This is a genomic window from Aeromonas enteropelogenes, assembly GCF_000819845.1.
GTDB classification, from domain to species: domain Bacteria; phylum Pseudomonadota; class Gammaproteobacteria; order Enterobacterales; family Aeromonadaceae; genus Aeromonas; species Aeromonas enteropelogenes.
Genome location: NZ_CDCG01000006.1, coordinates 1 through 20,535, shown reverse-complemented (window position 1 = coordinate 20,535; position 20,535 = coordinate 1). Strand labels below are relative to the sequence as shown.

Here is a 20,535-nt window from a genome sequence, read left to right as displayed (position 1 = left end):
TGACACCATGACATTGCGACTGACGGCGCGTCACATCACCTTGCTGCGGGCGCTGGTGCATCTGGGAGCACTCGGCTTTTTGCTCTGGCTGGGGTTTGCCATTCCGGCCGGACGGCTGGGTGGCGATCCCGTCCCCGAGCTGATTCATTATCTCGGCAAGGGGGCGCTCAACCTGCTGCTGCTCACTCTGCTGGTGTCGCCGCTCGCCAAGCGCTGGCGTCAGGGGCAGCTTATCAAACTGCGCCGCCCCCTCGGCCTCTGGTCCATGGCCTGGGCCCTGCTTCATTTCATGGCCTGGCTGGGGCTGGATCTGCAGTTCGACTGGGGGCTCATCGCAGGGGAGCTGGTCAAGCGCAGCTACATAGTGGTGGGGCTGGTGGCGCTGCTGTTGATGATTGCGCTTGGCATCACCTCGCTGCCGGCCTTGCAGCGTGTCATGGGGCCGGCCTGGCAGAAGCTGCACAACTGGGTCTATGCCATTGCCCTGCTGGTGCCGGTGCACTACTGGTGGTCGGTGAAGAGCGGCTGGCTGGAGCCCCTCATCTATCTGGCGCTGGCCTGTGCCTTGCTGCTGCCGCGGCGGGACAGGTTGCTGCGCCCCTGGCGCGGACGCTGGAAAGCAAAAGAGGCCTAGTCGGCCTCTTTTTGTTTGATCTCGCCGGTGTAGGCATCGACGATGAGATGGACTTTCTCGTCCTGGCGATTGAGGGTGCGGACCTCGAACTTGTCGCCTTCCAGCTCCACTTCCCGAATGTCGTGATACCCTTGAGCCAGCAAGAGTTTGACCAGTCCGGCCATGTCGAGACGGTTGTCGAGCGCCCAGCCTGTGGCACTGAAAAGGCAGAGGATTAGCAGGAAACTGCGCGGGATCATATTCATTCCGGATTCATGGCTGGCAGACTATAAACCCCATTATGTTAGGTTTTTGGAGATGAATCATCCATGAATAGAGCGCTCCCTCTGCTCGGGCTCTTGTTGCCGGTACTGGCGCAGGCGATCACGCCTGATGAGGCCCAGTTGCAACAAGCTGTCCGCGAGGGACGGGTTCGGCCCTTCCAGGAGATGATGGAGGTGGCAGCCAGATTGCCGGTACGGGTGCTGCGGGTGGATCTGGGGGAAGAGGATGGTGTCTGGCTCTATGAACTGCGAGTGATCGACCGGGAGAACAGCGTGCTCAAGGTGGCCTATCGGGCCGACAACCTGGAGATGGTGTGGGCCAAGGGTCACCACCTGGAGCGGCTGTTCGTGCCCAGAGCGGATCCGGTTGACGAAGAGTAATCCCTGTTTGGAAAGCTGCTGATGCGAATTCTGATAGTTGAAGATGAAAAGACCCTGGCGGGCCAGTTGGCGGAACAGCTGAGGCTGTCCGGTTTTGTCACCGATCTCTGCCACGACGGCAACGAGGCGGGCTTTCTCGGCGAGACCGAACCCTATGACGCCATCATTCTCGATCTGGGTCTGCCGGGGCGCGATGGCCTGAGTGTGCTCAAGGAGTGGCGCAGCAAGGGGATCGACACCCCCGTGCTGGTGCTCACCGCCCGCGGCCAGTTGCACGAGAAGATCGAAGGGCTCAATGCCGGCGCGGATGACTACCTCACCAAGCCGTTCCAGGTGGCCGAGCTGGTGGCCCGGGTCCATGCCCTGGTGCGCCGTGCGGCGGGCAATGCCAGCTCGATCCTGGAGATCGGCGGGGTTCGCCTCGACATGGCGGCCTCCCAGGTGTGGTATGAGGGCACCCCCATCAAGCTCACTGCCCACGAGTTCCGGGTGCTGGGCTACCTGATGCAACACAGGGGCAAGGTGGTGTCGCGCAGCGAGCTTATCGATCACATCTATGCCCAGGATTTTGACCGCGATTCCAACACCGTTGAGGTGTTCATCGGCCGGATCCGCAAGAAGACTCATCCCGACTTGATTGAAACGGTGCGTGGCCTCGGATACCGGATCAACGAATGAGGCTGGTCAGAACCCTGCGGGGACGGCTGGTCGCCATCGCCCTGGTGTGGTGCGGCCTGTTCCTGTTTGCCACCGGCTTCAGCCTGCAGACCATGATGCGCAACTACTGGCAGGAGGCGGAAGCCGACGGCCTGCGTCTGCAGCTCTATGACCTGCTCTCCCGACTGGAGGTGGCGAAAAATGGCCTGCCGGTGGTGAGCGAACCCCTGTCGGATCCCCGCTTTCGCCAGCCCTATTCCGGCCACTACTGGCAGCTGGAGCTGGAACATCACGTCATCGGCCGTTCCCGCTCCCTGTGGGACACCAATCTCAACACCCAGGGGCTGAAGTCCGCCTTTGGCGACCCGGATCTGTTTCTCGGGCGGGGCCCCAACAAGGAACCCCTCCTGATCATGACCCGCACCGTGCTGCTGCCGGGGTCGGACAAGGTGTTCACCCTGGTGATGGCGAAAGACAGCAGCGCCCTGACCCAGACCCTGAAGAAGACCCGGATCAGCCTGTTTCTTGGTCTTGGGTTTGCGGCCGCCGGTCTGGTGCTCGGCTTCATGTTCCAAATTGTCTACGGGCTGCGCCCGCTGCATTTGCTGCGCCGCGAATTGAGCCGGGTGCATCAGGGGCATCAGGAAGGGTTCCGGCTGCGCTATCCGCTGGAGATCCAGCCGCTGGTGGAGGACATCAACCGGCTGCTGCACCACTACAGCGAGTTGCTGCAGCGGGCCCGCTCCCATACCGGCAACCTGGCTCACGCCCTCAAGACGCCGCTGAGCATCATGCGCAATCAGGTAGCCCAGCTGCCGCCTGAAGATCAGGCCGCCATCGGCGAGCAGCTCGATCAGATCCAGCGTCACATCGACTATCACCTCGGCAAGGCACGGGTGACCGGTGCGGCCAAGATCCTCGGCGTCTCGACCCCGGTGCGAGCAAGGGTGGAGTACATCTGCCGCGCCTTCTCCCGCCTCTATCCGGGCAAGACGGTGGATTTGCAGGTACCCGCCAATCTGGCGGTCGGGGTGGAGGAGCAGGATTTCGACGAGATGGTGGGCAACCTGCTGGAAAACGCCTTCAAGTGGTCCGCCAGCCAGCTGCGCATTTCCAGTGCCGAGCTGGGAGGCTGGATCACCCTGCGCATCGAGGATGATGGCCCCGGCATGAGCGAGGATCAGATCGCCAAGGCGGTGCTGCGTGGAGTGCGCCTCGACGAGAAGGTGCCGGGCTCTGGGCTTGGCCTCAATATCGTCTCCGATCTGGCGGAAGCCTATCGGGGCAGCTTCATTATGGGCCGCGCCGAGCTGGGCGGTCTGGCGGCCTCGCTCTCCCTGCCCAAGGTGGCAAGAGTAGAGAGCTAGGCATAAGATATGGCACTTGTTTCAGCCTGAGGAAGAGAACCATGACTGACGATCCGTGGGCACTATGTCATCTTGACGATTCATTCGATGCCTCTGTGCTGGGCACCAAGGGCGCCCAGATCCAGTGGTTTGAAGACAGGGACGGCCTGATCCAGTTCCTGCTGGAGGATTTTGTCGATCTGCTGGCCGATGTCGGCGAGCTGGACGAGGAGCAGACCGAACAGGCGCGCGAACGCTTTACCCTGCTGGTGGAACAGAGCTTCGATGATCGCACCCTGATGGACGCGATCAACGATCTCGCCTCCGGCCTGCGCCGCATCGCCTGGTTGGGGCCGCTCTCCGAGCTGGCGGAGATCAGCGACGAGTTTGCCTCCGGCCTGCGCCGCTACTTCTGGAGCCAGTACGATGGCGACGAGGATGACCCGGATGCCTGGGTGCCGGAAGAGCTCTGGCCCCAGCTGGTGGAGTGCGCTCAGGAGTATATGGAGGAAGGGGACTTCTGATCCTGTCCCGGCTTCTGTTGCAGCAGAGATAAAAACGGCGCCTTGATGGCGCCGTTTTTATTGCACTTTGTCAGGTTCTGGCGTTGTCAGGCACCGGCCGGCACCTCGTGGGCGGTGTTGGGCAGCGCAGGGCCTGTGTACTTCTCAATCTGCAGCTGGGCCATGTGGCCGCAGTTGCCCTGGGCCAGGCTGGAGGAGCCTTCATCGAAGGTGAGGCAGTTGACGTTGCCGTTTTTGCAGATGCTGCCCACGTCACCCGGCTTGGCCGGATCGAACCAGGCCCCTTCGCAGATCCGCACCACCCCCTGGCGAATATCCTCGGAGATGAGCGCCCCCACCAGGATCTGGCCGCGATTGTTGAAGGCGCGTACCAGATCCCCCTGGGCGATGCCGCGAGCCTTGGCATCCGCCGGGTTGATCATGATGGCTTCGCGATCGGCGATGGCGAACTTGTCCCGCAGCGGAGTGTTGTCGAGCTGGGAGTGCAGCCGCTGGGTCGGGTGCGAGGTGTTGAGGGACAGGGGATAAGCGGTCGCCACCTCGCTCTTGATCCACTCCTTGGGCTCATACCACTTGGGATGACCGGCACAGTCGGCGTAATCCATGCCTGCCACCGTATTGGAGAAGATCTCGATCTTGCCTGACGGGGTGCCGAGCGGGTTGAGCAGCGGGTTTTCGCGAAAATCGGCATGACGTACCCACTCGCGGCTCGCCTCGGGCACTGGGAAGCGCACATAGTTGTTGGATTCCCAGAACATGTTGAACGGCGGCAGCGCCACCCGGGCACCGCGCGCCTGGGCCGCCATGCCGTCGTACATCTGCTTGAGCCACAGCATCTCGTCCTTGCCTTCGGTGTACTGATCCTGCACACCCAGCTTGGCCGCGATGGCGCTGAAGATGTCGAAGTCGTTGCGCGCTTCAAACTGGGGCGGCACGCACTGGTGCATCGGGAAGACGTAGCGCTGGGAGTAGTCGCCGCCCATCTCCAGATCGTTGCGTTCGTAGCTGGTGGTCACCGGCAGGACGATGTCGGCCTGCTTGGCGGTGGCGGTCCAGTAGGGCTCGTGGACGATCACGGTCTGCGGCTTGCGCCAGGCCTGGATCAGGTTGTTGGTGTCCTGATGGTGGTGGAAGGGGTTGCCGCCCGCCACATAGACCAGCTTGATGTCCGGATAGGTAACCTTGCGACCGTTGAAGTCGATGGTCTTGCTCGGATTGGCAAGGCAGTCGGCGATGCGGGCCACCGGGATCGGCGCGGGGCTGTTCTTCGGTGCGTTGCCGGCTGAGATCCCCGCCAGGATGCCGCCCTTGGCGGTGGGGCTGCCACCTGAGGAGTAGTGGTAGCTGAAGCCGAAGCCACCGCCCGGCAGGCCGATCTGGCCCAGCATGGCGGCCAGGGTGACCAGCATCCAGTTGGGCTGCTCGCCGTGCTGCTGACGCTGCATGCCCCAGCCTGCCATGATCATGGTGCGTTTGCCGGCCATGTCGAGGGCCAGCTGGCGAATGACCTTGGCGTCGACGCCACATACAGTGCTTGCCCATTCGGCGCTCTTCGGCTGGCCGTCGTCCTTGCCGAGCAGGTAGGCGAGGAACTTGTCGAACCCGACGGTGTAGCGGTCGAGGAAGGCCTGATCGTGTTTCTTCTCGCTATACAGGGTGTGGGCGACCCCCAGCATCATGGCGACGTCTGTGTAGGCGTTCGGGGCGATCCACTCGGCATTCAGCTGCTTGGCGGTCTCGTTGTAGATGGGGTCGATGCTGATGACGCGGGTGCCCTTCTCCTTGAGCGCCTTGAAGCCGGCCTGACCCTCGTGATCCGGCATGTTCCAGCTGTTCTTCAGGGTGACCTGGGCGTTGACCCCCCACAGCACCACCAGTTCGGCGTTTTCCACCACGTTGGGCCAGGCAGTCTGCTGCTCGTACACCTCGATGGAGCCCATCACGTGGGACATGATCACCTGAGCGGCACCGGTGGAGTAGTCACCGGCATAACCGGTAAAGCCGCCGGCCAGGTTCATCAGACGGTGCAGCAGGGTACGGCTGTTGTGGAACATGCCGACGCTCTTCCAGCCGTAGGAACCGGCGTGGATAGCCTGCGGGCCAAAGTCGCTCTGCACCCGTTTGATCTCGCCGGCGACCAGCTCGATGGCCTTCTCCCAGCTCACCCGCACCCATTCGTCGGCACCGCGCAGCTCGGTCTTGGCCCCCGGGCCATGTTCCAGCCAGCTCTTGCGTACCATAGGGTACTTGATGCGGTTCTTGGCGTGGACCTGGAACGGCGCCATGTCGATCAGATCGTTCGGGGCCGGATCATCGGCCACCGGCTGGACACGCACCATGCGCCCCTCTTCGACGATGGCCTCGAAGGCCCCCCAGTGGGCGCCGGTGAGAATGCCCTTCTGGGCCGGCACCAGAGTCGGGAACTGGCTCAGTGCCGTGCTGATGGCCTGGGCCAGGGCGCTTTTCGGGAATAGGCCGCCGAGCAGGGGCAGGGCGGCGCAGGCACCCAGACCCTTAAGCAGGTTGCGGCGGGACAGATTGGTTTTCTTGTCGTTGTAAAAAGTCATAACGGTTTTCCTCTGTGCCAGCCTTAGTGGGCCGCGCTCATGTCACTGGCGTGTTTCTGGACATACTGGGTCAGCATGCGCGACTGTTCGGGGGTCAGGGAGGTGCGAGATTCCATCCCCTTGATGACGCCGATCCACTGGTTGGCATTGAAGTGATCCAGTGCGGTGAGGCCGTGGCAGCCGGTACAGTTATTGGACATCAGGGTGGAGGCGTATTGCCACAGCTTGCCCTGATCGCCGATGAGCTGGCTCTGGTCAACCCAGGCGGTCAGGCTGACCTGATGCCAGGTGAGGTTGGTGGCGCTGTCGGTTTCGCTCTTGCCGGTGACCAGCTCCTTCTTGGCGGCGTCGCCGACCAGGGCGCTCAGGATCCGTTTGCCGGGGGCGGCGTAGAAGACTTCGCTCACGCCATCCTGCTGCCAGCCGTCGATGCGCACCTGGGCGCGGCCGTTCTCGTTGGCCAGCACTTCAACTTGGGTGGAGGGCATCAGGGTGCCTTCGTCAGTCTTGGCGTTGGCATTGAGGAACAGCGGGGTGGTGGCGATGGCGTAGCGGGTGGTGACGCTGGCCGGGGTCTGGGCGGCAGCCTGGGCCAGTTCGCTGGCGCCGGCGGCGGCCAGGCCGCTCATGTCGGGCATGATGTGGGCGACGCCGCGGTGGCAGTCGATGCAGGTCTGGCCATCCTTGATGGCGACCGGGTGCTCGGCGCGAGCGTTGGGGCGCTGGGCCAGGATGTCCATCGCCTCATAGCTGTGGCAGCTGCGGCAGGTGGCCGAGTCGTTGGCCTTGAGCTCGTCCCACACCGACTGCGCCATGCGCAGCTTGTGGGCCTCGTATTTTTCCGGGGTGTCCAGGGTGCCGATCGCCTCGTGGTAGATATCCTTCACGGCGCGGATCTTGGTCCACAGATAGGAGGTGGGATCCCCCGGAATGTGGCAGTCGGCGCACTCGGCGCGGATCCCCTTGGTGTTCTGGAAGTGAACGCTGCCCTGGTACTCGGCAAGCGGTGTCTGCATCGAGTGGCAGGAGACGCAGAATTCGGTGGAGCTGGTCTTGTGCAGCACAGTCACTGTCACCCCCAGTGCCGCTACGCCCAGCAGGGCTCCGAGCAGCAGGAGCCAGAACCAGGTTTTTCGGGTCAGTTTTCCAATCATGACGACATTGTCCTACAGTTATTTTGTACCAATATAGTAGTACCTCCATGGTAGTGGTATCGGTGGTTGTAAGACGTTGACCTTTGTCATGCTTTATATTTTTTGAATGGCGTCACACTTCGTGATTAATTTATTTTTTTGAATTATTGCTGAATTAAATTCATCACTTGGATCGCAGCCTGTTTTCTGACTCTTTCCTTTGCAGCTGTTAGCCTCCTCGCAAAACCCTCCCGGATTCATTGATATAGTCATGAGTGAGCCCCCATGGAGCGTCGCTGATGAGCCCCTTCTCCCTGTTGTGTGTTGCCGCCGATGTGCAGATGCTGGCCGAGTTCGAGCAGGAGCTGGCCCCGTTGCTGAGTCACTTCAATCTGGTGGTGGTGGCCGGACAGCAGTCCGCTGAACAGGCGCTGGACGAGCTGGAAGGCAAGGGGCAACTGCCCGCCGTGGTGGTGTGCGACAGCGATCTGGGGGATGGCCGGGGGGCCGACTTCCTCATCCACCTTGGCGATCGCCACGATGCGTGCCGCAAGATCCTGCTGGGCAGCCAGCCGGAGATGAAATCCATCATAGAGGCGGTCAACCTGGGCCGGCTCGACTACTACCTGCAGCTCCCCTGGCGCGATGGCAGCCTGCGCCGGGCGGTGATCGAACAGGCCAGCCATTTCGTGCTGCAGCACCCCGAGGTGGATCTGCTGAGCTATGCCGCCGTGCTCGACAACCAGAAGCTGCTGCGAGCTCACGTCGATCGCAAGATGGCCGAGTACCGCCAGGGCTTCATGGATTACACCCATTGCAGTGATGAAGAGCTCTCCCGGGTGGTGATCGAGGGGCTCTACCAGTTCTTCGAAGGAGATGACGAGGCCAAGGTCTGTCTCCACTACAGTCCGGGCCATGTGCTGACCCGGGAAGGGGAGTCGAACCGCTTTCTCTGGTTCATCGCCAAGGGGGAGGTGGTACTGCGCAAGCGCGATGAGCAGGGGATCGAGCAGGAGGTAGTGCACTATCGTACCGGCTCCCTGGTGGGGGGCATGTCCTTCGTCACCGGCGAACCCGCCTTCACCACGGCGGTGACCCTGACCGGGGCCGAGGTGATCAAGCTCGACAAGCTGCAGTTTTCCCGCGTCATGCAGGCCCGCAGCGAACTGCTTCCCTCCTTCACCAGCCTGTTGCTGCGCCACTTCAACCGCCGTCTGCAGAACAGCATCCGCACCGAGATCCGGTTGCAGCAGACCCTCAACTCCCTCGATGCGGCCTATGCCCAACTGGTGGAGAGCGAGAAGATGGCGGTGCTGGGGCAGCTGGTGGCCGGCGTGGCCCATGAGCTCAACAATCCGGTGGCGGCCATCATCCGCGGCAGCGAAACCCTGCGGGCCGCCATCCCCGATCTGGTCAACCTCGAGCTGCCCGCCGCCATCAAGGGGCTGGGCAACCAGACCCTCTGCCAGGCCCTGACGGCCCAACCGGTCTCGACCAGCGAGATCCGCGACAAGACCCGCCAGGCGGAGGGGCGTTTCGGTGATCGCCAGCAGGCGCGGCTGGCGGTGCAGATGCATCTGGATGACGAGCTGAGCTGGCAACGCTGGTTTGCCGGCCGCACTGGCGCACAGCGGGAGGCCCTGCTGGTGCAGCTGGAGTTGTTCCAGCAGACTGGAAGCTTCCTGCGCAATATAGAGGTGTGTGCCCGCCGCATCGGCGATCTGGTCAAGAGTCTCAAACAGTATGCCCGCCAGGATGGGGATGAGCCCTCGCTGGTGGACTTGCACGAGGGGCTGGAAGACACCTTGATGATCTTCGAAAACCGCCTCAAACAGCACGAGCTGTGCAAGGAGTACCAGCCGCTGCCGCCGGTGCGCTGCCATCCCATCGCCCTGCAGCAGGTGTGGACCAACCTCATCGGCAACAGCCTGGATGCCATGAGCGGCCCGGGCCGGCTTACCATCCGCACCGCCCTGCTGGATCCCGAGTGGGTCATGGTGGAGGTGGAGGACACGGGCTGCGGCATTCCTCCCGAACTGCGGGAGCGGATCTTCGATCTCAACTTCACCACCAAGCGAGAGGGCCATTTTGGCCTCGGCATCGGCCTGAGCGTGGCGTTGCAGATAGTGCAGCAGCACCACGGCCGGATCGAGGTGGCCTCCGAACCTGGCCGCTACACCCGGATGCGGGTCTGTCTGCCGCTGGATGGCAGAGGGCATGCCAGCCATGGGGGAGAAAATCATCACAAGGAACACGCGGCCTGATGCGGCCGCCGACATCAACCGGCGGAGCCGTCGCGAGATGCCGCCAAGGAGGAAAAACAATGAAAAACTACCTGATCCTGTGTGTGGATGACGAGCGGGAAGTGCTGGAAGCGGTGATCCACGATCTCGCCCCTTTCCGTTCCCACTTCGAGCTGGAAGCCGCCGAGAGTGTCGATGAAGCGCGCGCCGTGGTGGATGAGTGGGAGAGCGAGGGGGGCAAACTGGCCCTGATCCTCTGCGACCACATCATGCCGGGGACTCTCGGCATCGACTTTCTCATCGAGCTGAACCAGCGCGCCAGTACCCGTGCCAGGCGCAAGCTGCTGCTGACCGGTCAGGCGGGGCTGGAGGCGACCGTCGAGGCGGTCAATCGCGGCGGCCTGCACTACTATCTGGCCAAGCCGTGGAAGCTGGAGACGCTGCAAGAGGCGGTGCGGGAGCAACTCACCGATTATCTGCTGGCGGAGGATGGCGACAACGCCTTCCATTACGCCTCCCTGCTCAACCAGGCCAGGCTGTTTGCCGCCATTCACGACCATCCGTTCGACGAATAGCGGCGGTTGGGCTTTGCCGCACTGGGTTGTATACTGTCTGCATATACAGTATTGCAGGTAGCCACAGATGCGACTCTTTATCGCCGAGAAGCCCACTCTCGGCCGCGCCATAGCCGATGCACTGCCCAAGCCCCACAAGAAGGGGGAAGGTTTCATCGAAACTGCCCAGGGGGATGTGGTCACCTGGTGCATCGGCCATCTGCTGGAGCAGGCCGAGCCCGATGCCTATGACGCCGCCTTCAAGCAGTGGCGGATGGAACATCTCCCCATAGTGCCGGATCAGTGGCAACTGGTGGCCAAGCCCAAGACCAGGACCCAGCTCACCGTCATCAAGCGCTTCATCAAACAGGCCGACTGCGTGGTCAACGCCGGTGACCCGGACAGGGAGGGGCAGCTGCTGGTGGATGAAGTGATCGATTTTCTCGGTTTCCCCAAAACCAAGCCGGTGCAGCGCTGCCTCATCAGCGATCTCAACCCGCCGGCGGTGCGCCGCGCCCTCGACAAGCTCAGGGACAACAAGGAGTTCGTGCCGCTGGCAGTATCGGCGCTGGCTCGTAGCCGGGCCGACTGGCTCTATGGCATCAACATGACCCGCGCCTACACCCTGCTGGGGCGCAAGGCGGGCTGCAGCGAGCTGCTCTCGGTGGGGCGGGTACAGACCCCGCTGCTGGGGCTGGTGGTGCGCCGGGATCTCGAGATAGAGGCTTTCGTCCCCAAGCCCTTCTACGAAGTGCTGGCCCATCTGGTGACTGATGGCAACGAGCGCTTCACCGCCAAGTGGTTGCCCTCTGAAGCCTGCCTGCCGTGGCAGGATGAGGAGGGGCGGGTGCTCAACCGGGCGCTGGCCGACAAGGTGGTGAGCAGGATCAACGGCCAGCCGGCGCAGGTGGAGTCGGTGGAAGAGCAGGCTCGCAAGCAGGCGGCGCCGCTGCCCTACAACCTCTCCAGCCTGCAGATCGATGCGGCCAAGCGCTTCGGCATGGATGCCAAACGGGTGCTGGACGTGTGCCAGAGCCTCTATGAGCGCCACAAGCTCATCACCTATCCCAGATCCGACAGCCGACATCTGCCAAGTGATCACTTCAGCCGGGCCTCCCAGGTGCGTGAGGCCATCGCCGCCACGGCCCCCGCTTTGGCCAAGGCGGTGAGCGAGGCGGACGGCAAGATCCGCAGCAAGGCGTGGAACGACAGCAAGGTGGATGCCCACCACGCCATCATCCCCACCGAAAAGCGCGGCAACGAGGGGAGCCTGGGGGCCGACGAGGCCAAACTCTATGGCCTCATCGCCCGCCAGTACCTGCTGCAGTTCTATCCGCCATTCGAGTACAACGACAGCAAGGTGCTGCTGCGTATTGCCGGCGGTCTGTTCCAGGCCAAGGCGCGTCGCATCCTCAAGGCCGGCTGGAAGGCGTTGCTCGGGGTGGAGGAAGATGACGATGAAGAGAAAGCCGGCACTCTGCCCGCCCTGAAGGAGGGAGAGCAACTGTTATGCGAGCGGGGTGAGCTGCTGGAGAAGATGACCCAGCCGCCCAAGTCATTTACCGATGCCACCCTGCTGGCCGCCATGACGGGGATTGCCCGTTATGTGCAGGATCCCGAGATCCGCAAGACCCTGCGGGAGACCGATGGCCTTGGTACCGAAGCGACCCGGGCCGGCATCATAGATCTGCTGTTCAAGCGTCGCTTCCTGGTGCGTCAGGGCAAGGTCATCAAGGCGACCCCCACGGGGCGGGCGCTGATCCAGGCGTTGCCGACCAGCGCCACCACCCCGGACATGACGGCGTTATGGGAGCAGAGTCTCGGTCGGATTGCCGAGCGCCACGGCAGCTACCAGCAGTTCATGGGGCCGCTGACCGAACAGCTGCACGGGCTGGTGGAGGGGGCCAGGCAGGATTCGGGGGCCGGTTTCAGCGCCCTGCCCAGGGAGGCGCCCGGCGCAGCCAAGCGGCGTTTCACCCGGCGCAAGGGGGCGGCCAGCACGACCGGCGGATCCCGACCACGCAAAACGACCAGCAAGCGCCAAACCAGGGCGGCATGACGAAAAAAGGCGCCCGTCCTGGGCGCCAAAGGCATTGTTGTCAGGCTGCCCGGGCGGGCAAGCTGGCGCGGATCCTTTGCTGGTAGTGCAGAACCACCCCGAGGAACACCAGATCCTTGAAGATGAAGAACTCGGTGACCGGCACGCCGTCGACCACCTTCCAGACCCCTGTCAGGGTCAGCAGGAAGCTCAGGGTAACCAGGAAGGTGACGATAGCCCCCATGCTGCTCCAGTAACCGATGCGGGGTTGCCACAGACCCACGACTAGTCCGACGGCGATCACTATCTCGGCCAGCCCGATCAGGTTCGATACGCCCTGTTCCGACAGGGGGCCATAGAGCCAGCTCATCAAGGGGTGGCTGGCTACCAGTGGCTTGATGGCGGCCGCCTCGGTCGGGGTGAACTTGAACACGCCGATCCAGAGCAGGGTCAGTACCACGCCCGCCAGGGCGATCAGAAAGCCTTTGTCATGTTGCTGCATGGGGGATCCTCGCTTAAGGGGTCAGGGTGACGGGCGGGAAGTCGATATCGGTCGCCGCCAGATGGTTGCCATAGTTGGTCAGGGTATTGACCACCACCTGTCCGAGCACCTCCAGCAGCAGCTCGTCGTCCACACCGGCGGCGCGGGCGCTCGCCAACTGCTCGTCACTGATGACACCACGCTGGCTGACCAGCGCCGTAGCCAGCTGCAGCAGGGCGTGATCGAGGGGATCCGCCGCCTGGCCGAGACGGGCTGCGCGGATCTCCTGGGCCGAGAATCCGGCCTTGCCCGCCAGCAGGGTGTGGGCAGACAAGCAGTATTGGCAGGCGTTGGCCTGGCCGATGGCCAGTGCCAGCAGCTCTCGTTGGGGGGCGGTGAGGCGTCCCTTGCCGAGGGCATCGGCAAAAGCCAGGAAGCCGTTGAGCAGGGCTGGCGAGTGAGCCAGGGTGGCGTAGAGGTTGGGCACCATGCCCAGGGTGCGTTGCAGGGTGGCCAGGGTTGGGGCGGCAGCCGGTTGCGGCTGGGATACGGGTTGGATACGGCTCATGATGTACTCCTGTGTGTTGGTGAAGGTACGGGAGACAGTGTGCCGTCGTTCGTGATACGGTTTATCACCAATTGTCTTTAAATAGATACTATTCGTCTCAAATATGGATCCGCTCTCCACCCTGTTGGCCCATGCCACCCCCGAAGCCAGGCTCTTCTTCGCCGGCAACTTGTGCCAGCACTCCCCCAGCGACGATTACCCGGGCGGCGGACATCTCCATCTGCTGCGCAGCGGTGCCCTGACGCTGTGTGAAGAGGGGAGCGCCAGCCTGCTGCTTGAGGAGCCGACTCTGATCCTGTTTCCCCGGGGGCGCCGGCACAGGCTTGAGCCCAGAAAGCTGGGGGGCTGCGATCTGGTGTGTGCCAACGTGGCGTTCGGGCAGGGGGGCGCATCGCCGCTGCAGCAGGCGTTGCCGGACTCGCTGGTGTTGCCACTGCGAGCGCTGCCTGTCCTGACGCCGGTGCTGGATCAGTTGTTTGACGAGGCATTTCACCCCCGCTATGGGCAGGAGCCGGTACTCTCCCGCCTGCTGGAGGTACTGTTGATCCTGTTGTTGCGTCATCTGGTCGAACAGGGGGCGTGCCAGCAGGGGATGCTGGCAGGCCTCTCCGATCCCCAGCTGGCGAGGGCGATCTCGGCGATGCATCAGCGCGGAGATGAACCCTGGACCGTGGCCACGCTGGCGCGGGAGGCCGGCATGTCGCGGGCCCGCTTTGCCGCACGGTTTCAGGAACGGGTTGGTCAGGCGCCGCTCGGTTATCTGACCCGTTGGCGCATGGCGCGTGCCTGCCAGCAATTGTTGGCGGGGGAATCCATGGTGCAGGTGGCGCTGGGGGCGGGGTACAGCGGCAGTGTCGCCTTCGGTCGGGCGTTCGAGCGGGAGCTGGGGATGAGTCCGGGGCGCTGGCTCAAGGCACAGCAGCAGCGGGCAGAATAGAAACAGGGCAGCCACTGGCTGCCCCGTTCTCATGATCGATCAACCCGTGTAGACACCCTCTTCCGGGTAGCGGATGCGAGTCTCGGCCGGGCGAGCCAGCATGAAGGCCAGGGTGAGGGGGCCAAGACGGCCACAGATCATCACCAGTACCAGGATGAGTTTGCCCGGTTCGCTCAGGGAGCTGGTGATACCGGTGGAGAGGCCGACGGTGGCAAAGGCCGAGATGGTCTCGAACATGATTTTGTCGAACGGCAGATCCTCGGTGATCATCAAGAGGAACATGGCCAGCATCAACCCCATGACGCTGACCATGATGATGGCCAGCGAGCGGGTCACTATCTGGGGCGACAGGGTGCGGCCAAAGGCAGTGACGTGGGGGCGCTTGGTCAGGAAGGCCTTGGTGGCGAGCAGAACCACCGCAAAGGTGGTGACCTTGATACCGCCCCCCGTGGAGGTGGCGCCGGCCCCGATGAACATCAGCATCATCATGAACAGCAGGGAGGCGGGCACCATCTGGCCGATGTCGATGGAGTTGAACCCCGCCGTCCGGGCGCTGGCCGACTGGAAGAAAGCTGCCAGCAACTGGCTGCCCAGGCTGGCTTCACCCAGAGTGCCCGGGTTGTTGTGCTCAAGCAGCCAGAACATCAGGGTACCGATCAGCAGCAGGGCGGGCGTCATCACCAGCATCAGCTTGCTGTGCAGTTTGAGCCTGCGCCAGCGGCGGTTGCGCACCAGATCGACGATGACGGTAAAGCCAAGCCCCCCCAGGATCAGCAGGCCGGCGATGGTGAGGCTGATGAGAGGGTCATCTCTATAGTCCATGAGATTGTTGGCAAACAACGAGAAGCCGGCGTTGTTGAAGGCCGATACCGCATGGAAGAAGCTGACGTAGAGGCCGTGGACCCAGCCCATCTCGGGCACCCAGCGAATGGCCATGATGGCGGTGCCGATCAGCTGGGCGATGAAGGCGAACAGCACGATGCGCTTGACCAGCTGGACTATGTTGACCGATCCCTCCTGGCCCAGCGCCTCCTTGGCCAGCACCTGCTGGCGCAGGCCGACCCGCTTGCTGAACATGGCGATCAGCAACAGGGTCATGGTCATCTGGCCCAGACCGCCAATCTCCATCAGGATGAGCAGGAAGATCTGCCCTTGCAGGGTAAAGGCGGTACCTGTATCCACGACCCCGAGGCCGGTTACGCTGATGGCCGAGGTAGCGGTAAACAGGGCGTTGATGAAGGTGACTTCGCCCTTGTGGCTGGAGGGCTGCACCAGAAAGATGGTGCCGACCAGCAGGATGATCAGAAAGCTGCCGAGGATCAGCCGGGCTTCGCTCCAGCGGGACTCATCCTTCTGATACAGGGCGAAGGTGTAATTGCTGCGCCAGTTGATCATAGGGTTTCAAGCCAGTGATCGATGGCGTGTTTGTTGCCAGCCAGGATCAGGATATCTCCCAGCTGCAGCTCCATCTTGCCGGTCAGCACGTTGTGCAGGGTTTCGCCGCGCTTGATGGCGAGCAGCTGGAAGTCGCTCTGTTGCAACAGGTGGAAGTCGCTGAGGGCTTTGCCGTTCAACTGCAGGCCGATGACGAACTCGGTCAGCACCATGTCATGGCCCAGTTCCAGATAGTCGAACAGGCGGTTGTCGAGCATGCTCTGGGCGACCCGGCGACCCATGTCCCATTCAGGGTTGATCACCTTGTCGGCCCCCACCTTCTGCAGGATCTTGGCGTGAAATTTGTCGCGTGCCTTGACCCACACCTTCTTCACGCCGGCTTCTTTGAGCACTAGGGTGGTGAGGATGCTGGTCTCCAGATTGTCACCGATGGCGACGAAGACGATGTCGAAGTTGGCCAGCCCCAGCTCGGCCACTGTGGCCTCGTCGGTGGCATCGGCAACGATGACATGGTTGCACAGGGTGGCGATCTGGCGGGTTCTGCTCTCGTCGATGTCGATAGCCAGTACCTCGGCATCCTGTCGTTGCAGCTCTTCGCACAGGGCGCTACCAAACAGGCCCAGGCCGATGACGGCAAACTGGTTGTTCATGAGTGGTTCCTCAACAGTTGAATCTGTCTACTCTAAACCACTGTTATTCGGCCGGAAAGAGTCCAGGTTTTTCGTCATCGACCAACTTGAGGTAGACTGCGCCTTCGCACCAAGCCGGGACAGACCGATGAAACTGAATGCCAACGCCTCCCTGTTGAGTCTCAACACCCTTGCCCTCGATGCTCATTGCCTCTGGCTGGCCGAGGTGGAGCAGGTCGCCGATCTGGGCAACCTGCGCGCCGATCCTCAGCTCGGGTCTTTGCCGCGTCTGACCCTGGGCGGCGGCAGTAATGTGCTGTTTACCACCGATTTTCTCGGGCTGGTGATCCTCAACCGTCTGAAAGGGATCGAGATGCAGGATGGCGGCGATCACTGGTTGCTCCATGTGGCGGCGGGCGAGGATTGGCATCAGCTGGTGTGCCATGCCCTGCAGCAGGGGTGGCATGGACTGGAAAACCTGGCGCTTATCCCGGGTACGGTCGGCGCCGCACCGGTGCAAAACATCGGGGCCTATGGCGTCGAGCTGGCCACCTTCTGCGACTATGTGGATGCGTTCAACTGGCAGAGCGGCGAGATGGAGCGGATCGCGGCGGATCAGTGCCGTTTCGGCTATCGCGACAGCATCTTCAAGCATGAGTACCAGGATACTCACCTGATCACCGCCGTTGGCCTGCGTCTGCCCAAAGCCTGGCAACCCGTTGCGGGCTACGGCCCGTTGGCAGCCCTTGGTGAATACCCAACGGCCCAGGCTATTTTCGATACCGTCTGCGCAACCCGGATGGCCAAGTTGCCTGACCCCGCTGTGCTCGGTAATGCGGGTAGCTTCTTCAAAAACCCCGTGGTGCCAGCCAAGCTGGCGCAACGGCTCAAGCAGCAGTATCCGCAGATGCCCAGCTATCCGGCCGGAGAGGGGGAGGCCAAGCTGGCCGCGGGCTGGCTCATCGATCAGTGTGGCCTCAAGGGCTTTGCCATCGGTCGCGCCGCCGTGCATCAGGAGCAGGCACTGGTGCTGGTCAATCTGGGGGACGCCAGCGCCATGGAGCTGATCGCCCTGGCGGCCCATGTGCGTGACAGCGTGGAGCAGAAGTTTGGCGTAGTGCTGGAGCACGAGGTGCGCTTCATGGGGGCGCAGGGGGAAACCTGGCTTGACGAGGTGCTGGCATGACATTGACACCCATCAGACAGACCCTGATTTCCCTGCTCAGCGACGGTCAGTTCCACTCCGGCGAACAGCTGGGTGAGCAACTCGGCATCAGCCGTGCGGCGGTGAGCAAGCATATGGCTGCCCTCAAGGGGTTGGGGCTGGATCTGTTCAGTCTGACCGGCAAGGGCTATCGATTGGCGGTGCCGCTGGCCCTCTACGATCAGGCCCAATTGCAAGCCTTGGCCCCGATGGCGCCAATCCACTGCTTCCCGGTCATCGACTCCACCAACCAGTTCCTGCTGGAGCGGGTCAACCAGGCCCGCGCCGGCGAGTGTTGCCTGGCCGAGTGCCAGACCGCCGGCCGTGGTCGTCGTGGCAAGCCGTGGATTTCGCCGTTTGGTTGCCAGCTGATCTTGAGCATGTACTGGCGGCTGGAGCAGGGTATGGCAGCTGCCATGGGGTTGAGCCTGGCAGTGGGCGTTGCCGTGGTGGAGGCACTGGAATCCCTGGGTTATCAGGGAGTTGAGCTCAAGTGGCCCAACGATCTTTACTATCAGGGGCGCAAGCTGGCGGGCATTCTGGTGGAGATGAGCGGCAGTGCCGGTGCCAGTTGCCATCTGGTGATCGGGGTAGGGCTCAATCTGGCCATGCCGGCCCGGGAAGGGGAGAGGATTGATCAGGCCTGGGCCGAACTGCGCCACATCAACCCCGAGTTGGTTGATCGCAACCAGTTGGCTGCCCGGGTGATAGAACGCCTGCAAACTGCCATGCAGACCTTCGAACAGAGCGGATTGGGGAGCTTCGTCGACGCGTGGAACCGGCTCGATCATTTTGCCGGTCGCCCTGTTCGTCTGCTGATGGGCGATCAGGAGGTCCGCGGCATCGCCAGGGGGATCGACGATCGCGGAGCTCTGCGTCTGGAGACGGAGGAGGGCATCAAGTTCTATCTGGGCGGTGAAATCTCCCTGCGCCGGGGAGACTGAGGGTACCGTGGCAGTTATAAACGAAGAGGGGGCCATTGGCCCCCTCTTCGTTTATCCGTTGTCTGTTCAAGTGTCACTTGCGCAGTTTGATTTGTTCGATGGCATGCTCCTGTCCCTTGGTCAGGATCAGGTTGGCTCGCTCCCGGGTTGGCAGGATGTTTTCTTGCAAATTCAGATAGTTGATATCTTGCCAGATGTTGCCGGCAATCCGGGTCGCTTCACTTTCCGCCAGCTTGGCATAGTGGTGGAAGTAGGAGTCCGGATCCGAGAAGGCGCCGCTGCGAAACTTGAGGAAACGCTCGATATACCAGGTGCGCAGCAACTCGGCATCGGCATCCACATAGATGGAAAAGTCGACGAAATCAGACACGAACACGCGGTGCGGATCCTGCGGGTAGTCCATGCCGCTTTGCAGCACATTGAGCCCTTCCAGGATCAGGATGTCCGGCTGCTCCACCACCTTCTTCTCGTCGGGAATGATGTCGTAGATAAGGTGGGAATAGACGGGGGCCTCCACCTTTTCGTGTCCCGCGCGGATGTTGGCGACAAACTCCACCAGATGACGGATATCGTAGGACTCGGGGAATCCCTTGCGGCGCATCAGGCCGCGCTCCTCCAGTACCTTGTTGGGATAGAGAAAGCCGTCGGTGGTAACCAGCTCTACCCGCGGGTGCTCCGGCCAGCGCTCCAGCAGCGCTTGCAGGATGCGCGCCGTGGTGCTCTTGCCACCGGCCACGCTGCCCGCGATGCTGATGATGTAGGTGCCCTTGCCGCGGGACTGGCCGAGAAACTGCTCCAGCACCCGGCTGCGACGCTGCTTGGCCTTGACGTAGAGATTGAGCAGACGGGAGAGCGGCAGATAGATCTCTTCGACTTCCCGCAATGACACCTTCTCGTTGATCCCGCGCAGGGTTTGCAGATCGTGCTCGGTCAGGGTCAGGGGGACCGAATCGCGCAATAACGCCCATTGTTCGCGGGTGAATTGCAGATAGGGGTTATGCTCTGTCGTCATGGTGTCGTCACTGTTTCTTGGGCACGGCGACCATACACCAAGGGTGGGGGAGCGACAAGCGACCTGGCGGGATTGCCCGATTTGTCGCCATGTTTTTGCAAACTCGGCGGCAATAAAGCACTTTTTGCCGGGCTCAATGGTTGCATCCCCCAAATCCTTACAATAAAATGCGCGACGCTTAGATGTCTGTCGTCTATTTGCCGAGCAAAAGCGATAAAAACAACGGGTGCAAGCAGAATTACCGTTGTGACAATCTGGTATTTGGAGGGGTTCCCGAGCGGCCAAAGGGATCAGACTGTAAATCTGACGGCTCTGCCTTCGAAGGTTCGAATCCTTCTCCCTCCACCATATTTCTCTGCGGTTTGAGTTCTTTGGGTTAGAGAAATGCGGGCATCGTATAATGGCTATTACCTCAGCCTTCCAAGCTGATGATGCGGGTTCGATTCCCGCTGCCCGCTCCAAGATGCTGATATGGCTCAGGCGATACCAAGAGCTACACCCTCGGGTGAGGTCGGCAGTCGAATCTGCCTGTCAGCACCAACCTCTCTTCCCCACCAGATTCAAATCCATCATATAAACTGTTCTGTGGTTAGCTTGCCACCGCGTACTCAGCGTTAGTTTAGAGGGACGATCATGTCTAAAGAAAAATTTGAGCGTAGTAAACCGCACGTTAACGTGGGTACCATCGGCCACGTTGACCACGGTAAAACCACCCTGACTGCTGCTATCACCAACGTGCTGGCCAAGCACTTCGGTGGTAAAGCTTTCGCCTTCGACCAGATCGACAAGGCACCGGAAGAGCGTGAGCGTGGTATCACCATCAACACCTCCCACGTAGAATACGACACCGCTACCCGTCACTACGCTCACGTAGACTGCCCGGGTCACGCCGACTACGTTAAAAACATGATCACCGGTGCTGCCCAGATGGATGGCGCTATCCTGGTAGTAGCTGCGACTGACGGCCCGATGCCGCAGACCCGTGAGCACATCCTGCTGGGTCGCCAGGTAGGCGTTCCGTACAT

At 62.1% G+C, this 20,535-nt stretch carries 20 protein-coding genes and 3 tRNA genes; 15 read left to right on the top strand and 8 right to left on the bottom strand.

Annotated elements, in window-relative coordinates; all coding sequences use genetic code 11:
- Window positions 1-7: 7 nt before the first annotated feature.
- Window positions 8-634, top strand: coding sequence for a protein-methionine-sulfoxide reductase heme-binding subunit MsrQ (locus BN1123_RS02615; RefSeq protein WP_042025204.1), 627 nt, complete (start codon window positions 8-10; stop codon window positions 632-634).
- On the opposite strand, the gene BN1123_RS02610 is transcribed toward BN1123_RS02615, so the two are convergent.
- Window positions 631-879: a PepSY domain-containing protein gene (locus BN1123_RS02610; protein WP_042025202.1), complete on the bottom strand. Its 249-nt coding sequence runs from the start codon at window positions 877-879 to the stop codon at window positions 631-633. The two genes, BN1123_RS02615 and BN1123_RS02610, sit on opposite strands and share 4 nt — an antisense overlap.
- Before the next feature lie 63 nt (window positions 880-942).
- Between BN1123_RS02610 and BN1123_RS02605 the strand changes: the two genes are divergently transcribed.
- The 4 genes from BN1123_RS02605 to BN1123_RS02590 are packed head-to-tail and all read left to right on the top strand — an operon-like array spanning window position 943 to window position 3,805.
- Complete coding sequence (locus tag BN1123_RS02605; RefSeq protein ID WP_026458645.1) at window positions 943-1,278, top strand: PepSY domain-containing protein; 336 nt, start codon at window positions 943-945, stop codon at window positions 1,276-1,278.
- Between the two features lie 21 nt (window positions 1,279-1,299).
- On the top strand, window positions 1,300-1,956 hold the full coding sequence (locus BN1123_RS02600) for an AHA_4052 family stress response regulator transcription factor (RefSeq protein WP_042025200.1): 657 nt from the start codon (window positions 1,300-1,302) through the stop codon (window positions 1,954-1,956).
- Entirely contained in the window at window positions 1,953-3,302 is a 1,350-nt protein-coding gene (locus tag BN1123_RS02595; protein ID WP_042025199.1) for a sensor histidine kinase, read from the top strand. The genes BN1123_RS02600 and BN1123_RS02595 overlap by 4 nt, the downstream gene beginning before the upstream one ends.
- Before the next feature lie 41 nt (window positions 3,303-3,343).
- A complete protein-coding gene (locus BN1123_RS02590) occupies window positions 3,344-3,805 on the top strand; it encodes a hypothetical protein (protein WP_026457286.1) in 462 nt (153 codons plus the stop codon).
- Between the two features lie 86 nt (window positions 3,806-3,891).
- On the opposite strand, the gene torA is transcribed toward BN1123_RS02590, so the two are convergent.
- Complete coding sequence (gene torA / locus BN1123_RS02585) at window positions 3,892-6,372, bottom strand: trimethylamine-N-oxide reductase TorA (protein ID WP_042025198.1); 2,481 nt, start codon at window positions 6,370-6,372, stop codon at window positions 3,892-3,894.
- 23 nt (window positions 6,373-6,395) lie between these two features.
- A complete protein-coding gene (locus BN1123_RS02580; protein WP_042025197.1) occupies window positions 6,396-7,526 on the bottom strand; it encodes a NapC/NirT family cytochrome c in 1,131 nt (376 codons plus the stop codon).
- A 278-nt stretch (window positions 7,527-7,804) separates the two neighbouring features.
- Here BN1123_RS02580 and BN1123_RS02575 point away from each other — a divergent pair, with 278 nt between their 5' ends.
- From BN1123_RS02575 to BN1123_RS02565, 3 genes are all read left to right on the top strand, one after another.
- The gene (locus tag BN1123_RS02575) at window positions 7,805-9,769 is read left to right on the top strand and encodes an ATP-binding protein (RefSeq protein WP_042025196.1); all 1,965 of its coding nucleotides are present in this window, start codon (window positions 7,805-7,807) and stop codon (window positions 9,767-9,769) included.
- A gap of 59 nt (window positions 9,770-9,828) precedes the next feature.
- Entirely contained in the window at window positions 9,829-10,323 is a 495-nt protein-coding gene (locus BN1123_RS02570) for a response regulator (protein WP_042025195.1), read from the top strand.
- A 67-nt stretch (window positions 10,324-10,390) separates the two neighbouring features.
- Window positions 10,391-12,361, top strand: a complete 1,971-nt coding sequence (locus tag BN1123_RS02565; protein WP_042025194.1) for a DNA topoisomerase III — start codon at window positions 10,391-10,393, stop codon at window positions 12,359-12,361.
- Window positions 12,362-12,401: 40 nt separating this feature from the next.
- On the opposite strand, the gene BN1123_RS02560 is transcribed toward BN1123_RS02565, so the two are convergent.
- Window positions 12,402-12,842 carry a DUF417 family protein gene (locus BN1123_RS02560; RefSeq protein WP_042025192.1) on the bottom strand — a complete coding sequence of 147 codons (441 nt, stop codon included), beginning with the start codon at window positions 12,840-12,842 and terminating at the stop codon, window positions 12,402-12,404.
- Between the two features lie 13 nt (window positions 12,843-12,855).
- Window positions 12,856-13,389 (bottom strand): carboxymuconolactone decarboxylase family protein, encoded by a 534-nt coding sequence (locus BN1123_RS02555; RefSeq protein ID WP_042025191.1) that lies wholly within the window; start codon window positions 13,387-13,389, stop codon window positions 12,856-12,858.
- A gap of 103 nt (window positions 13,390-13,492) precedes the next feature.
- Here BN1123_RS02555 and BN1123_RS02550 point away from each other — a divergent pair, with 103 nt between their 5' ends.
- Window positions 13,493-14,326, top strand: a complete 834-nt coding sequence (locus BN1123_RS02550) for an AraC family transcriptional regulator (RefSeq protein ID WP_042025190.1) — start codon at window positions 13,493-13,495, stop codon at window positions 14,324-14,326.
- A gap of 39 nt (window positions 14,327-14,365) precedes the next feature.
- On the opposite strand, the gene BN1123_RS02545 is transcribed toward BN1123_RS02550, so the two are convergent.
- Both BN1123_RS02545 and BN1123_RS02540 read right to left on the bottom strand, forming a co-directional pair.
- A complete protein-coding gene (locus BN1123_RS02545; protein ID WP_042025189.1) occupies window positions 14,366-15,721 on the bottom strand; it encodes a TrkH family potassium uptake protein in 1,356 nt (451 codons plus the stop codon).
- Window positions 15,718-16,371, bottom strand: coding sequence for a potassium channel family protein (locus BN1123_RS02540; RefSeq protein ID WP_026457411.1), 654 nt, complete (start codon window positions 16,369-16,371; stop codon window positions 15,718-15,720). Before BN1123_RS02540 ends, BN1123_RS02545 begins: the two co-directional genes overlap by 4 nt.
- Window positions 16,372-16,498: 127 nt before the next feature.
- Between BN1123_RS02540 and murB the strand changes: the two genes are divergently transcribed.
- The gene (murB, locus tag BN1123_RS02535; protein WP_042025187.1) at window positions 16,499-17,536 is read left to right on the top strand and encodes a UDP-N-acetylmuramate dehydrogenase; all 1,038 of its coding nucleotides are present in this window, start codon (window positions 16,499-16,501) and stop codon (window positions 17,534-17,536) included.
- Complete coding sequence (gene birA, locus BN1123_RS02530) at window positions 17,533-18,498, top strand: bifunctional biotin--[acetyl-CoA-carboxylase] ligase/biotin operon repressor BirA (protein ID WP_042025186.1); 966 nt, start codon at window positions 17,533-17,535, stop codon at window positions 18,496-18,498. Before murB ends, birA begins: the two co-directional genes overlap by 4 nt.
- A gap of 73 nt (window positions 18,499-18,571) precedes the next feature.
- Here birA and coaA read toward each other — a convergent pair whose 3' ends face one another.
- A complete protein-coding gene (gene coaA, locus BN1123_RS02525; RefSeq protein ID WP_026457408.1) occupies window positions 18,572-19,510 on the bottom strand; it encodes a type I pantothenate kinase in 939 nt (312 codons plus the stop codon).
- Between the two features lie 263 nt (window positions 19,511-19,773).
- On the opposite strand from coaA, the gene BN1123_RS02520 reads away from it, so the two are divergent.
- From BN1123_RS02520 to BN1123_RS02510, 4 genes are all read left to right on the top strand, one after another.
- Window positions 19,774-19,858 (top strand) — tRNA-Tyr (locus tag BN1123_RS02520).
- Window positions 19,859-19,896: 38 nt separating this feature from the next.
- A tRNA-Gly gene (locus tag BN1123_RS02515) sits at window positions 19,897-19,971 on the top strand.
- A gap of 4 nt (window positions 19,972-19,975) precedes the next feature.
- Window positions 19,976-20,050 (top strand) — tRNA-OTHER (locus BN1123_RS21220).
- A 93-nt stretch (window positions 20,051-20,143) separates the two neighbouring features.
- Window positions 20,144-20,535, top strand: a 392-nt coding sequence (locus BN1123_RS02510; RefSeq protein WP_042025301.1) for a GTP-binding protein, incomplete at its 3' end; no start/stop codon positions are given.